The 13,465-nt window shown below is 61.6% G+C and carries 12 protein-coding genes; 9 read left to right on the top strand and 3 right to left on the bottom strand.

Annotated elements, in window-relative coordinates; translation table 11 throughout:
• The first annotated feature begins 221 nt into the window (after positions 1-221).
• Complete coding sequence (gene zwf / locus FRZ40_RS18625) at positions 222-1,706, top strand: glucose-6-phosphate dehydrogenase (RefSeq protein WP_028367789.1); 1,485 nt, start codon at positions 222-224, stop codon at positions 1,704-1,706.
• 139 nt (positions 1,707-1,845) lie between these two features.
• Here zwf and FRZ40_RS18620 read toward each other — a convergent pair whose 3' ends face one another.
• Positions 1,846-2,313, bottom strand: a complete 468-nt coding sequence (locus FRZ40_RS18620; protein ID WP_028367790.1) for an Hcp family type VI secretion system effector — start codon at positions 2,311-2,313, stop codon at positions 1,846-1,848.
• 407 nt (positions 2,314-2,720) lie between these two features.
• On the opposite strand from FRZ40_RS18620, the gene FRZ40_RS18615 reads away from it, so the two are divergent.
• Positions 2,721-3,527: an IS5 family transposase gene (locus FRZ40_RS18615; protein WP_147233640.1), complete on the top strand. Its 807-nt coding sequence runs from the start codon at positions 2,721-2,723 to the stop codon at positions 3,525-3,527.
• A gap of 264 nt (positions 3,528-3,791) precedes the next feature.
• On the opposite strand, the gene FRZ40_RS18610 is transcribed toward FRZ40_RS18615, so the two are convergent.
• Positions 3,792-4,235: a DUF2778 domain-containing protein gene (locus tag FRZ40_RS18610; protein ID WP_081767538.1), complete on the bottom strand. Its 444-nt coding sequence runs from the start codon at positions 4,233-4,235 to the stop codon at positions 3,792-3,794.
• A gap of 160 nt (positions 4,236-4,395) precedes the next feature.
• Complete coding sequence (locus FRZ40_RS18605) at positions 4,396-5,481, bottom strand: GlxA family transcriptional regulator (RefSeq protein WP_028367792.1); 1,086 nt, start codon at positions 5,479-5,481, stop codon at positions 4,396-4,398.
• A gap of 377 nt (positions 5,482-5,858) precedes the next feature.
• On the opposite strand from FRZ40_RS18605, the gene FRZ40_RS18600 reads away from it, so the two are divergent.
• From FRZ40_RS18600 to FRZ40_RS18570, 7 genes are read left to right on the top strand one after another with little or no spacing between them, the layout of a single operon-like run.
• Positions 5,859-7,247, top strand: coding sequence for an L-serine ammonia-lyase (locus FRZ40_RS18600; protein WP_147235099.1), 1,389 nt, complete (start codon positions 5,859-5,861; stop codon positions 7,245-7,247).
• A gap of 37 nt (positions 7,248-7,284) precedes the next feature.
• Positions 7,285-8,529 carry a sarcosine oxidase subunit beta family protein gene (locus tag FRZ40_RS18595; protein ID WP_028367794.1) on the top strand — a complete coding sequence of 415 codons (1,245 nt, stop codon included), beginning with the start codon at positions 7,285-7,287 and terminating at the stop codon, positions 8,527-8,529.
• A gap of 26 nt (positions 8,530-8,555) precedes the next feature.
• On the top strand, positions 8,556-8,867 hold the full coding sequence (locus FRZ40_RS18590; RefSeq protein WP_028367795.1) for a sarcosine oxidase subunit delta: 312 nt from the start codon (positions 8,556-8,558) through the stop codon (positions 8,865-8,867).
• Positions 8,864-11,863, top strand: a complete 3,000-nt coding sequence (locus FRZ40_RS18585; protein WP_028367796.1) for a sarcosine oxidase subunit alpha family protein — start codon at positions 8,864-8,866, stop codon at positions 11,861-11,863. The genes FRZ40_RS18590 and FRZ40_RS18585 overlap by 4 nt, the downstream gene beginning before the upstream one ends.
• Complete coding sequence (locus tag FRZ40_RS18580) at positions 11,853-12,503, top strand: sarcosine oxidase subunit gamma (RefSeq protein ID WP_028367797.1); 651 nt, start codon at positions 11,853-11,855, stop codon at positions 12,501-12,503. The genes FRZ40_RS18585 and FRZ40_RS18580 overlap by 11 nt, the downstream gene beginning before the upstream one ends.
• A complete protein-coding gene (locus FRZ40_RS18575) occupies positions 12,500-12,946 on the top strand; it encodes a dihydroneopterin aldolase (RefSeq protein ID WP_147235098.1) in 447 nt (148 codons plus the stop codon). The genes FRZ40_RS18580 and FRZ40_RS18575 overlap by 4 nt, the downstream gene beginning before the upstream one ends.
• Positions 12,947-12,955: 9 nt before the next feature.
• On the top strand, positions 12,956-13,231 hold the full coding sequence (locus FRZ40_RS18570) for a hypothetical protein (RefSeq protein WP_147235097.1): 276 nt from the start codon (positions 12,956-12,958) through the stop codon (positions 13,229-13,231).
• Positions 13,232-13,465: the final 234 nt, after the last annotated feature.

Raw genomic sequence — 13,465 nt, 5'->3', positions numbered from 1 at the left:
AGCATCGGCATATCGCCGTCGCGCGTCGGTGTCTGGTTGCGAGCAGAGCGGGGAAGAACCGAAACGAACGTCCGTGCCGTGTCACGTCAGCAAGCGTGCAAACAAACGGAAAACGTTGCAACATAGTCGTCTCGCGCAAACCGGACGATGTAAGCGCTGCCTGAAAGCGTGGTCTGAGCCGGCTTGTGTTTCTCCCAGCAGTTCATTTTTGCGACCGCGCTATGACGACTTCCACTGCTCCTGCTTCGCCGGAACGCCCGCTCGACATGATCATCTTCGGCGGCGCCGGCGACCTGTCAGCCCGCAAGCTGCTGCCCGCGCTGTATATGGCGCATACGCACGGCAACCTGCCCGCCGAAACGCGCATTCTCGCCATCGGCCGCCGCGAATGGCAGCGTGACGATTATCTGAAATGGATGGAAGAGCAGAGCCGTCCGTTCATCGAGTCGAATGCGTTCGACTCGTCCGCATGGGACCGCTTTCTCTCGCTGTTCGAATACGTGCGCGTCGACGTCGATCAGGCCGGCGACTATGCGCGACTTGCCGAAGCATCGCGTCAGAATGCGCTGCGCGTGTTCTATCTGTCGACCTCGCCGGAACTGTTCACGACGATCTCCGACAACCTCTCGTCGCACGGTTTGCTCGACGAGCATTCGCGCGTCGTGCTCGAGAAGCCGCTGGGTCACAATCTGGAATCCGCGAAGGCGATCAACGATTCTGTCGGCAAGCATTTCGCCGAGCATCAGATCTATCGTATCGACCACTATCTCGGCAAGGAGACGGTGCAGAACCTGATGGTGCTGCGCTTCGGCAATGCGATTTTCGGGCCGCTATGGCAGGCGCCGTATATCCGCAGCGTTCAGATCACGGTGGCGGAGTCGGTCGGCGTGGGCACGCGCGCGGGCTTCTACGATCACACGGGCGCGATGCGCGACATGGTGCAGAACCACTTGCTGCAGCTGCTGTGCATCGTCGCGATGGAGCCGCCCGTGTCGCTCGATGCCGACGCCGTGCGCGACGAAAAGCTGAAGGTGCTGCGTTCGCTGCGTCCGATGACGGCGGAAGACATTTCGCGCGATACGGTGCGCGGGCAGTACACGGCGGGCGCAGTCGACGGCGAGCCGGTGAAGGGTTATCTGGAAGAGGCGAACGTGCCGCCCGATAGCCGCGCGGAAACCTTCGTCGCACTGCGCGCGCATATCAACAACTGGCGCTGGGCCAACGTGCCGTTCTATCTGCGCACGGGCAAGCGGATGGCGAAGAAGTTGTCGGAGATCGTGATCGAATTCGCGGATCTGCCGTTTTCGATCATGCCGAATAGTCCTTGCGGTCCTCGTAATTGCGGCAACCGGCTGGTGATCCAGTTGCAGCCGAATGAATCGATCCAGTTGCAGATGCTGGCTAAAGAGCCGGGCAGTGGAATGCGTACGCTGCCTGTGAATCTGAATCTCGATCTGGAGCAGGCGTTCACGAGCCGTCGCGCGGAAGCGTATGAGCGGCTGTTGATCGACGTCGTGCGCGGCAGGCTGACACACTTCATGCGTCGCGATGAACTGGAAGCGGCGTGGACGTGGGTCGATCCGATTATCGAAGCGTGGAAGAGGAATGGGGATAAGCCGCGTGGATATACGGCGGGGACGTTTGGGCCGGGGGCTTCGACGGCGATGATGGCCAGGGAGAATATGGTTTGGTCGGAGGAGTCGTAAGAGGGAAGCTGTACGAGCCTTGAAACGGGAGCCAGGCTAGTTTCGACGGTAAGGAAACGCGGCTGTCATTCGCAACGACGAAGAACGGCAGTCGCGCGCACTCTGCGCTGCGAGAGACTCGCCGCGCGTTACAGGGACACTATCGGCCGAGAGCATTTTGCTTGAGATCGAATGTCCCTGTGATTACACCTCTGCTTCCGCCTTGGGCATTCTGCAACAGATACTCCTGCCTGACGCTTGCGAACGACAAGCGAACTTGTTCGTAGCTCGAGGACATTTCTACACCTGTAATGACAACGTCATTCATGGTGATTCGAAGAAAATCAAGCGGAATGCCACCTGCCTTACGCATGGTCAGCACGACCTTGGGAATATGTTTTCCGGTCAGGCAATACGACATCAGGTTTGGACTTGCCCGGTCAACCTCATGAAAAAATATGAGGTCTTCGACTGTAGCCTTGGCGGCACCGCCGCCTGAACCAGACATCATGGACGACTGCTGGAACATCTTCCATCCCCAGTTGGTCACCTGTATTTCGTCAGGATGGGCGGTATCTTCCGATTCGCCTGAAATTCCATCGATCTTTATGAAGGTGTCATTCGACATTTGAGCGTTTTCTGCGTAAGAGTTCGATAAGGGCATTGCCTAACCAGACGGTCGCCAATGATGACAGAAGGGACAATATTAGAAATGCGTCGACTAGCGAATCTCCGGGTTCTCCTTCGTGAGTCATTCCCAGCCTGAGCAATGCGGTGTTTAAAAATGAATTGAATTCGTCTGTGAAGACGATGCGGCTAACAGGAAAGGAAAATATAAAGAACACCGTTGCCACAGCCGCCGCATTAGCAGAAATTCTCCTGGTTTTCTTCACTCAGCGTCAGTTGGGGAAATAAAGCGCTCCGAATGTACTGTGCCTAGCCTTGCGATTTGTGTTTCTTGATGGCCAAAGTGATCGCGCGAATGGTTATTAGAGCGTGTTAGGCACTTGCTGCCAAACCTGGTAACCTGGCGGAATGAGCAAACGCCGCCCCTACCCAACGGATGTATCGGATGAAGAATGGCACTTCGCCGCGCCGTATTTGACCTTGATGAACAAAGACGCACCGCAGCGTCGATACGAACTGCGCGAAATGTTCAACGCGCTTCGCTGGATCGTGCGCGCGGGTGCACCCTGGCGCCTGTTGCCCAATGACTTCCCGCCGTGGGAGATGGTCTATCAGCAAACGCAACGCTGGATTCAGGCGGGTTGTTTCGAGGCCATGGTCAGCGATTTGCGTTCGATCATACGAGTCGCACAGGGGCGCCAGGGGCAGCCCAGCGCGGTGATTCTCGATGGGCGCACGCTGCAGTCGACGTGCGAGAGCGGGCCGCGAGCCGGTTATGACGGATACAAGCGCAAACAAGGCAGCAAGGTCCATATGGCCGTCGATACTCTGGGGCAGTTGCTTGCTGTGCATGTAACACCAGCCAATGAACAGGAGCGTGCACAGGTCGGCGAGCTTGCGCGTCAGGTCCAGCAGGCCACCGGCCAGACAGTGAAAGTCGCGTTTGCCGATCAGGGATATACCGGCGAGGAACCTGCGCAGGCCGCGCTTGACGAGGGAATTGAGCTTCAAGTGATCAAACTGGCGGAAGCGAAAAAGGGCTTTGTCCTGTTGCCGCGCCGCTGGGTTGTAGAGCGCAGCTTCGGCTGGTTGAATCGCTTTCGTCGACTCGCGCGCGATTACGAGCGCTTGCCAGAAACACTTGCCGGGCTTCACTTCGTCATCTTTGCCGTTCTGATGCTCGTCCATTTCGGAAACCTCACCAAAAGTGCCTAACACGCTCTAGTGCGAGCGCAAATGAAATGACAAAAGAAAGTCCGATGGAAAGCGAGTCCACGTCTTCGTCACCATAGATATGCAATAAGGCTGCCAAAGCGAACACGACATCGCTCAATGGATTTGAAAATACGATGCGGCCCACCAGGGGCGCGAGAAGCACTGTCAGGCAAAGCACTATCGTCACGTTGAGAAGCCACTTGCGGACAGTCGGCATATCGGGTCGTCGGCTGGTAACAGATGGGTGGGTATAGCAACTCTCTTTTATGTGACGTCCACGGTTCCATAGGCGAGACCTTTGCCACCGGGTACGCTCATCACGCTGGCCGATCTAAGCATGTGTTGCAAACGATCAAAGGCAATTCGATCCGGCAGCGTAATGCATCCGTCGCTTCGATTTCTTAGTCCGCTAGCATGAAGACGAAAGTGACCGCGTCCCACTGCGTGAATGAATGTCCAGTCGTCTATATCGCCGTCGTCACGAAAGAGCGCAAACCATTTGTTGTGGTCGGTCCCGTTTACAAGATCGACAAACAGGTCTCGGACGTGGGTGAATAGCCCGCCAGAACCTCGATTTACGATGTAGTAGCGCCCCGGCGGCAGCGGACCGATATCAGGAATGGCGACAGCGGCGGGGTTATTTCTTCCGTTATCGTGACCCGAAAACGCATCAAAATTTCCGATGCCTTCACACTGCAACACAGACATCGGCTTGCTATTCAGGGTGAATATGCATGAAATCGGCACTGTCGCATCCAGGCATTTTCTTGAAAACGCTATAAATACCCGGCAGAACTTTGCCTGTCCAACGAAATGGGCGGGCTAGGACAATTCTTTACAGTCGATCTTAAAGTTGTCCTGGTAAGCCTCAAAACACATCCACCCGCCCCGGAAACGTCTCCTCATAAGCCGCCGCCGCATCCCCCTCAACCGGCGTCCCACCGCGCTGCTCTCTGAACATCACGGGCGGCATCCCAAACTCCTTCCGAAACTCCCGCCCAAGATGTGACGCATCGGAAAACCCGCAACTCGAAGCAATATCCGCCACCGTCCGATCCGAACTCGTCAGCAGCCACGCCGCCGTCCTCAGCCGAACCTGCTTTGCAAACGCCTGCGGACTCTTGCCCGTCTCGGCCTTGAACAGCCGCTCCAGCTGACGCGGCGACAAATCCAGCTTGCAGGCGAGTTCCTCCAAAGGCAGCGTGCGCCCGACATGCTGCTCCATCAGCAGGATCGCGCGCTTGACCTTCGGATGCGTCGCCGGCTCCAGTCCCGGCGGGTGCGGCTGCGGCGCATTGCCTTTCTGCATTTCGCCGACGAGCAGAATCCGCAGCGCCTTCTGCACCGTCGCCGTCTCGAAGTGCCGCAACAAGATCGCCGCCGCCACATCGATCGAAGCGCGTCCGCCCGAACACGTAATACGCCGCCGGTCGATCACGAAAAGCCGGTCCGCGATCAGCGAATCCGAATTGACGGACGGAAAGCGCTCGACGAAGTCCCAGTAATGAAACCAGCTGACGCAAATCCGGTGCGCGTCCAGAACGCCCGCGCGCATCAATGCGAACACGCCCGTACAGATCCCGACCAGCGTCGCATTCTTGCGCGCGGCGTCGCGGATGAACTGCAGTGTCTCGTCGCTTGCCTGCGGCCCCGAATGCAGCAGCCCGCCGACGACGACCACATAGTCGAACGGCTCGGCATCGGCGAAGGTTTCCCACGGCGTGATCTGGATCCCGCAACTCGCGCGCACGGGCGCGAGCGTGTCGCCGATCACGCTCCACGAGCAGCGCACGGGCTTGCTGTAGTCGCCTTCGTCGGCGGACAGACGCAGCATGTCGACGAAGCCCGAGAACGCCGTCAGCGTGAAGTTCGGCAGCAGGATGATGCCGAAGCGGATGCGCTCTTTGGGCAGCGCGTCGATGGAAGTCAGCGGTAGCGAATCAACGAGGGTCATGAAGGCCTGCAATGGCTGACGACGATAAGCAGCGAATAAAAAGCAAAAGCGCGCGCACGCGGGATAACCCTAGCGTCGCCGATCCGGCTGCGCGCCTCTTGTCCTTTTCCGACACCGATTTTCGCAGATACGAAGCGCCTGCGCCCCTGTGCGGCCTGCGATTGCGCGAACCGCGAGCCGCCCGGACTTGCGTTTTTCCGTCAGCGAGTTGCCGGAAAACGCAGCCGGTAAGCACCCGAAGCACGCTCTGGCGTGGCCATCCCACGTCGATGCCGTTTTTGTTCTATCTGCCGATTTTACGCTTTGGTGTACTGGCGTCACTGCGGAAGCCTCGCCGATTCGACGACATTCCGCCCACCCAACTGAGCAAGGTTTCCATGAACGTCAGCGTTTTCGACCTGTTCAAGATCGGCATCGGACCATCGAGTTCGCATACCGTCGGTCCGATGATCGCCGCGTGCCGCTTCGCTTCGCATATCGAGGACGCGAATCTGCTTGCCTTCGTGCGCCGCGTGAAAGTCGAGCTGTACGGCTCGCTCGGCGCGACGGGCAAGGGCCACGGCACCGACAAGGCCGTGCTGCTGGGCCTCGAAGGCCATCTGCCCGACACCATCGATCCCGATCTGATCGAGCCGCGCCTCGCGCACATTCGCAAGAGCAAGCAGCTGTCGCTGCTCGGCAAGCACGACATCGCCTTCGAAGAGAAAGAGCACATCGCATTCTTCCGCCGCCTGATGAGCGGCACGGGCAGCGTAGTGCATCCGAACGGCATGCGCTTCCAGGCATTCGACGAGAACGGCCAGCTGCTCGTCGAGAAAGAGTATTACTCGGTCGGCGGCGGCTTCGTCGTGAACCGCGAAGGCGACCGCGTGAACGGCGTGCGCGCGGGCGGCGAGGTGCCGTATCCGTTCCGCACCGGCGACGACCTGATGCGCGTGTGCCGCGACAGCGGTCTCTCCGTCGCACAGGTGACGTTCGCGAACGAGTGCGCGTCGCGCTCGCCCGAAGAAGTGCGCGAAGGCCTGCTGGCCATCTGGCGCACGATGGCCGCCTGCGTCGAACGCGGCTGCAAGATGCACGGCGAGCTGCCCGGCCCGATGAAGGTCAAGCGCCGTGCCGCCGATCTCACCGTGCAACTGCGCTCGCGTACGGAAGAATCGCTGCGCGATCCGCTGTCGATGCTCGACTGGGTCAACCTCTACGCAATGGCCGTCAACGAAGAGAACGCCGCGGGCGGCCGCGTCGTCACCGCGCCGACCAATGGCGCGGCGGGCGTGATTCCCGCCGTGCTGCACTACTACGTGAAGTTCGTGCCGGGTTCGAACGAAAGCGGCATCGTCGACTTCCTGCTGACGGCAGCGGCCATCGGCATCATCTACAAGGAAACGGCGTCGATCTCGGGCGCCGAAGTGGGCTGCCAGGGCGAAGTGGGCGTCGCGTGCTCGATGGCGGCGGCGGCACTCGCAGCCGTGATGGGCGGCACGCCGTCACAGGTCGAGAACGCCGCCGAAATCGGCATGGAGCACAACCTCGGCATGACCTGCGATCCCGTCGGCGGCCTCGTGCAGATTCCGTGCATCGAGCGCAACGCGATGGGCGCGATCAAGGCGCTGAACGCATCGCGCATGGCGCTGAAGGGCGACGGCCAGCACTACGTGACGCTCGACAATGTCATCAAGACGATGCGCGAAACGGGCGCCGACATGAAAACGAAATACAAGGAGACGTCACGCGGTGGTCTCGCCGTGAACGTCATCGAATGCTAATGGAAACCAGCAAGGCAACGACGAAGGGGTCTGCACGATGAGCCGCTATTCGATATTCAGTCTGTTCCGCAATGGGTTGTCGTATCACGAGAACTGGGAGCGGCAGTGGAGAAGCCCGGAACCGAAGAAGGAATACGACGTGGTGATCGTCGGCGGCGGCGGGCATGGTCTCGCGACCGCGTACTACCTCGCGAAGGAACATGGCGTGAAGAACGTCGCGATTCTGGAGAAAGGCTGGATCGGCGGCGGCAACACGGCGCGTAACACGACCATCGTGCGTTCGAACTATCTGTGGGACGAGTCGGCCGCGCTCTATGAAAAGGCGATGAAGCTGTGGGAAGGTCTGTCGCAAGACCTGAACTACAACGTGATGTTCTCGCAGCGTGGCGTGATGAACCTCGCGCATACGCTGCAGGATGTGCGCGATACGGAGCGCCGCGTGAACGCGAACCGCCTGAACGGCGTCGACGCCGAGTTCCTCACGCCCGAGCAGATCAAGGAAATCGAGCCGACCATCAATCTGAACAGCCGCTATCCCGTGCTGGGCGCATCGATTCAGCGTCGCGCGGGCGTCGCGCGGCATGACGCCGTTGCCTGGGGCTTCGCGCGCGGCGCGGACCAGGCGGGCGTCGACATCATCCAGAACTGCCAGGTGACGGGCATTCGCCGCGACGGCGGCCGTGTGACGGGCGTCGATACGGTGAAGGGTTTCATCAAGGCGAAGAAGGTCGCTGTGGTCGCAGCCGGCAACACGACGACGCTCGCCGACATGGCGGGCATCCGTCTGCCGCTCGAAAGCCATCCGCTGCAGGCGCTCGTCTCGGAGCCGATCAAGCCCGTCGTCAACTCGGTGATCATGTCGAACGCGGTGCACGCGTACATCAGCCAGTCCGACAAGGGCGATCTCGTGATCGGCGCAGGCGTCGACCAGTACACGGGCTTCGGGCAGCGCGGCAGCTTCCACATCATCGAAGGCACGCTGCAGGCGATCGTCGAAATGTTCCCGGTGTTCTCGCGCGTGCGGATGAACCGTCAGTGGGGCGGCATCGTCGACGTCTCGCCCGACGCATGCCCGATCATCAGCAAGACGGACGTGAAGGGCCTGTACTTCAACTGCGGCTGGGGCACGGGCGGCTTCAAGGCGACGCCGGGCTCGGGCTGGGTGTTCGCGCACACCATCGCGAACGACGAACCGCATCCGTTGAACGCGGCGTTCTCGCTGGACCGCTTCTACACCGGTCATCTGATCGACGAACACGGCGCTGCTGCCGTAGCCCACTAAACGCTCGCACACGAGGAGTAACAACCATGCTGATGATCGAATGCCCGTGGTGCGGGCCGCGCGCCGAATCCGAATTTAGCTGCGGCGGCGAAGCCGATATCGCCCGTCCGCTCGACACCGACAAGCTCACCGACCGCGAATGGGGCGACTACCTGTTCATGCGCAAGAACCCGCGCGGCGTGCATCGCGAGCAGTGGATGCACGCGCAGGGCTGCCGCCGCTGGTTCATGGCGACGCGCGACACCGTCTCGTACAACATCCAGGGCTACGAGACTTTCAAAACGGGTAACACGTCCACCGATGCACAAGGGAACCAGCAAGGGGGCAACAAGCAATGAGCCAGAAGAACCGCCTCGGCGCCGGTGGGCGCATCAACCGCGCGATTCCGCTGACCTTCACGTTCAACGGACGCACGTATCAGGGCTTCCAGGGCGACACGCTCGCCTCCGCGCTGCTCGCGAACGGCGTGCACTTCGTCGCGCGCAGCTTCAAGTATCACCGGCCGCGCGGCATCGTCACGGCCGACGTCGCCGAACCGAATGCCGTCGTGCAGCTCGAGCGCGGCGCCTATACGGTGCCGAATGCACGCGCGACGGAAATCGAGCTGTATCAGGGGCTCGTTGCCACGAGCGTGAATGCCGAGCCGAATCTCGAGCACGATCGCATGGCGATCAACCAGAAGTTCTCGCGCTTCATGCCCGCGGGCTTCTACTACAAGACCTTCATGTGGCCGGCCAAATGGTGGCCGAAGTACGAAGAGAAGATTCGCGAAGCAGCGGGTCTCGGCAAGTCGCCTGAAGTGCGCGACGCCGACCGCTATGACAAGTGCTACGCGCATTGCGACGTGCTCGTGGTCGGCGGCGGGCCGACGGGCCTCGCGGCGGCGCATGCGGCGGCCGTGAGCGGCGCGCGCGTGATTCTCGTCGACGATCAGCGCGAACTCGGCGGCAGCCTGCTGTCGTGCAAGACGGAGATCGACGGACATTCGGCGATGAGCTGGGTCGAGAAGATCGAAGCGGAACTCTCGCGCATGCCCGACGTGAAGATCCTGTCGCGCAGCACGGCGTTCGGCTATCAGGACCACAACCTCGTCACGGTCACGCAGCGTCTGACGGATCATCAGCCGGTGTCGATGCGCAAGGGCACGCGCGAATTGCTGTGGAAAATCCGCGCGAAACGCGTAATTCTCGCGACGGGCGCGCACGAGCGTCCCATCGTCTTCGGCAACAACGATCTGCCCGGCGTGATGATGGCGTCGGCCGTGTCGACCTATGTCCATCGCTTCGGCGTGATGCCGGGCCGCAACGCCGTCGTCTTCACGAACAACGATGCCGGTTATCAATGCGCGCTCGACATGAAGGCATGCGGCGCGAACGTCACCGTCGTCGATCCGCGTGCGCAGGGCAGCGGCGCGTTGCAGGCGGCGGCGCGACGTCACGGCGTGAAGATCATGAACAATGCCGCCGTGATGACGGCACATGGCAAGCAGCGCGTGACATCCGTTGAAGTGGTCGCGTACGCGAACGGCAAGACGGGCGCGAAACAGGCCGATCTGCCATGTGACCTCGTCGCGATGTCGGGCGGCTTCAGCCCTGTGCTGCACCTGTTCGCGCAGTCGGGCGGCAAGGCGCACTGGAACGATACGAAAGCGTGCTTCGTGCCTGGCAAGGGCATGCAGCCTGAGACGAGCGTCGGCGCGGCGGCGGGCGAATTCAGCCTCGCGCGCGGCCTGCGTCTCGCCGTCGATGCCGGCGTCGAAGCCGTGAAGTCGATCGGTTATGCCGTGAGGCGTCCGCAGGTGCCGCAGGCATCGGAAGTCGCCGAGTCGCCGTTGCAGCCGCTGTGGCTCGTCGGCAGCCGAGCGGAAGCGGCGCGCGGTCCGAAGCAGTTCGTCGACTTCCAGAACGACGTGGCGGCGGCCGACATTCTGCTCGCCGCGCGCGAAGGCTTCGAATCCGTCGAGCACGTGAAGCGCTATACGGCGATGGGTTTCGGCACCGATCAGGGCAAGCTCGGCAACATCAACGGCATGGCGATTCTCGCCGATGCGCTCGGCAAGACGATCCCCGAAACGGGCACGACGACGTTCCGCCCGAACTACACGCCGGTCACTTTCGGCACGTTTGCGGGCCGCGAACTCGGCGATCTGCTCGACCCGATCCGCAAGACGGCCGTGCATGAATGGCACGTCGAGAACGGCGCGATGTTCGAGGACGTCGGCAACTGGAAGCGTCCCTGGTACTTCCCGCTGAAGGGTGAAGACCTGCACGCGGCCGTGAAGCGCGAATGTCTCGCGGTGCGTAACAGCGTCGGCATTCTCGATGCATCGACGCTCGGCAAGATCGACATTCAGGGCCCGGATGCCGCGAAGCTGCTGAACTGGATGTATACGAACCCGTGGAGCAAGCTCGAAGTCGGCAAGTGCCGCTATGGCCTGATGCTCGACGAAAACGGCATGGTGTTCGACGACGGCGTGACGGTGCGCCTCGCCGATCAGCACTTCATGATGACGACCACGACGGGCGGCGCGGCGCGCGTGCTGACGTGGATGGAGCGCTGGCTGCAGACGGAATGGCCGGACATGAAGGTGCGTCTTGCCTCCGTGACCGACCACTGGGCGACCTTCGCCGTCGTCGGTCCGAAGAGCCGCAAGGTCGTGCAGAAGGTGTGCAGCGACATCGACTTCGCCAACGAAGCGTTCCCGTTCATGTCGTATCGCAACGGCACGGTGGCGGGCGTGAAGGCGCGCGTGATGCGGATCAGCTTCTCGGGCGAACTCGCGTATGAAGTGAACGTGCCCGCGAACATGGGCCGCGCGGTGTGGGAAGCGCTGATGGCCGCGGGCGCGGAGTTCGACATCACGCCGTACGGCACGGAAACGATGCACGTGCTGCGCGCGGAGAAGGGCTACATCATCGTCGGCCAGGATACGGATGGTTCCGTGACGCCGCACGATCTGGGCATGGGCGGGCTGGTCGCGAAGACCAAGGACTTCCTCGGACGCCGGTCGCTGACGCGTTCGGATACCGCGAAGGACGGGCGCAAGCAGTTCGTCGGTCTGCTCACCGACGATCCGCAATTCGTGCTGCCCGAAGGCAGCCAGATCGTCGCGGGTCCCTTCCAGGGCGATACGGCGCCGATGCTCGGGCACGTGACGTCGAGTTACTACAGCCCGATTCTGAATCGTTCGATCGCGCTCGCCGTGGTCAAGGGCGGCCTGAACAAGATGGGGCAGAGCGTGACGATTCCGCTGTCGAGCGGCAAGCAGATCGCCGCGAAGATCGCCAGCCCCGTTTTCTACGACACCGAAGGAGTGCGTCAACATGTGGAATGAAGCAAGGAACAATGCACCGGGCGCAACCTCGGCTGTCGCGCAACGAGTGGCGGGTCAACCGTGGCAGGAGTCGCCGCTTGCAGGTGTCGGCGAACTGGTGAAGAAGCATGCGGTGGCGCCGTCGAAGAAATTCCATCTGCGCGAGAAGGCGTTTTGCGATCTCGTCAGTCTGCGCGGCGACGTGCGCGACGCGGCTTTTGTCAGCGCTGTGCAGAGCGTAACGGGCTGCGAGCCGCCCGCGAAGCCGAACACGGTGGCGCGCGGCAACGGTTATGACGTGCTGTGGCTCGGTCCCGACGAGTGGCTCGTGCGTTCGCAGCAGGCGCAGGCGCCCGTTGCCGAAGAGAAACTGGCCGAGGCGCTGCAAGGGCAGTTTGCATCGGCCGTCGATATCGGCAGCGGCTGGACGGTGCTCGAAGTGAGCGGCGAGAAGGTGCGCGATGTGATCGCGCGCGGCTGTCCGCTCGATCTGCATCCGCGTCTGCTTGCGCCGGGCCAATGCGCGCAGAGCCATTACTTCAAGGCGTCGATCGTGCTGGTGCCCGTCGCTGGCGATGCGTATGAGATCGTCGTGCGCCGCAGTTTCGCCGATTACTTCGTTCGTATCATGCTCGACGCGGCTGAGCCGCTGATGTCGTGAAGCCGTTCGAGGAGCCGTTGGCGGCTTTGGTGCAGTCGTCGCTGCGCGGCAAGGGCTGGCGCGTGTTTATCGATGAGCTTGTCGTGCAGACGCGCATCGGCATTCATGCGCACGAGCATCTTGCGCCGCAGCCGGTTGTGATCGACGCGAGCCTTGCGTATCGCTGCGAGCCCTCGGAAGAGGGCTCGCACGCGATGATCGACTACGAGCGCTACTGCAATCGCGTGAGCGAGTTTCTGTCGACGAAGCCGCATACGCGGTTGCTGGAGACGCTGGCTGTCGAGATTGCGCTGTTGTCATTCGATGAATGGCCCGCGCTCGATGCGCTTACGCTTTCTTTGCATAAGCCGAAGATTCGCGAGGGTACGCGGCGCATTGGGGTCGAACTCGACTGGACGCGGAGCGATTTCGATGCCCGGCGTGCGGGTTCTTTTTCGCGCTGAGCAGTCGATATGTCGCGTGCGCAGACGTCCGAACTGGTGAAGCGGGCCTATGCGGCCGGCGATGCGGATGCGGCGATGGCGCTGCTCGATCAGAGTATCGCGCTGGGACATCGGCGGATCGCATTGATTCGCTATCTGCAGGCGCAGTACCTCGGCGCACCGCTCGATGCGCGGCATCACGAGTATGTGAAGGCGATCGCTGCGCGCATGAGTGCTGCGACGTTGGCGCGCGTGCTGGGCGAGGCGAGAGCAAGGAGGGGACAGGCATCGTGTGCCGACGCGTGATCTGCGAATCCGTCAGTCGGCGATGTGCTGTTGTAGCCGTCCCTGCCTCCTGCATTCATCTTCTGCCTGGCAGTGTCCTCGCCGCGAAACGTGCCCAGAAAACCGGCGCCATCGACAGTGTCCTTGCCTCGCTGCACGTCATCGTCGTGCGTGTCGAGGCTGACATCGCCGAGCGGCATGTCGTCGGCGACAAAGCCGTTCTGTCTCTTCAGGTCTTCGGGCGATACGGTGGAC

The organism is Paraburkholderia azotifigens, from assembly GCF_007995085.1.
Taxonomy (GTDB): Bacteria; Pseudomonadota; Gammaproteobacteria; order Burkholderiales; family Burkholderiaceae; genus Paraburkholderia; species Paraburkholderia azotifigens.
The sequence above is the reverse complement of the archived record's forward strand: the minus strand, read 5'-3'. Positions and strand labels throughout refer to the sequence as shown.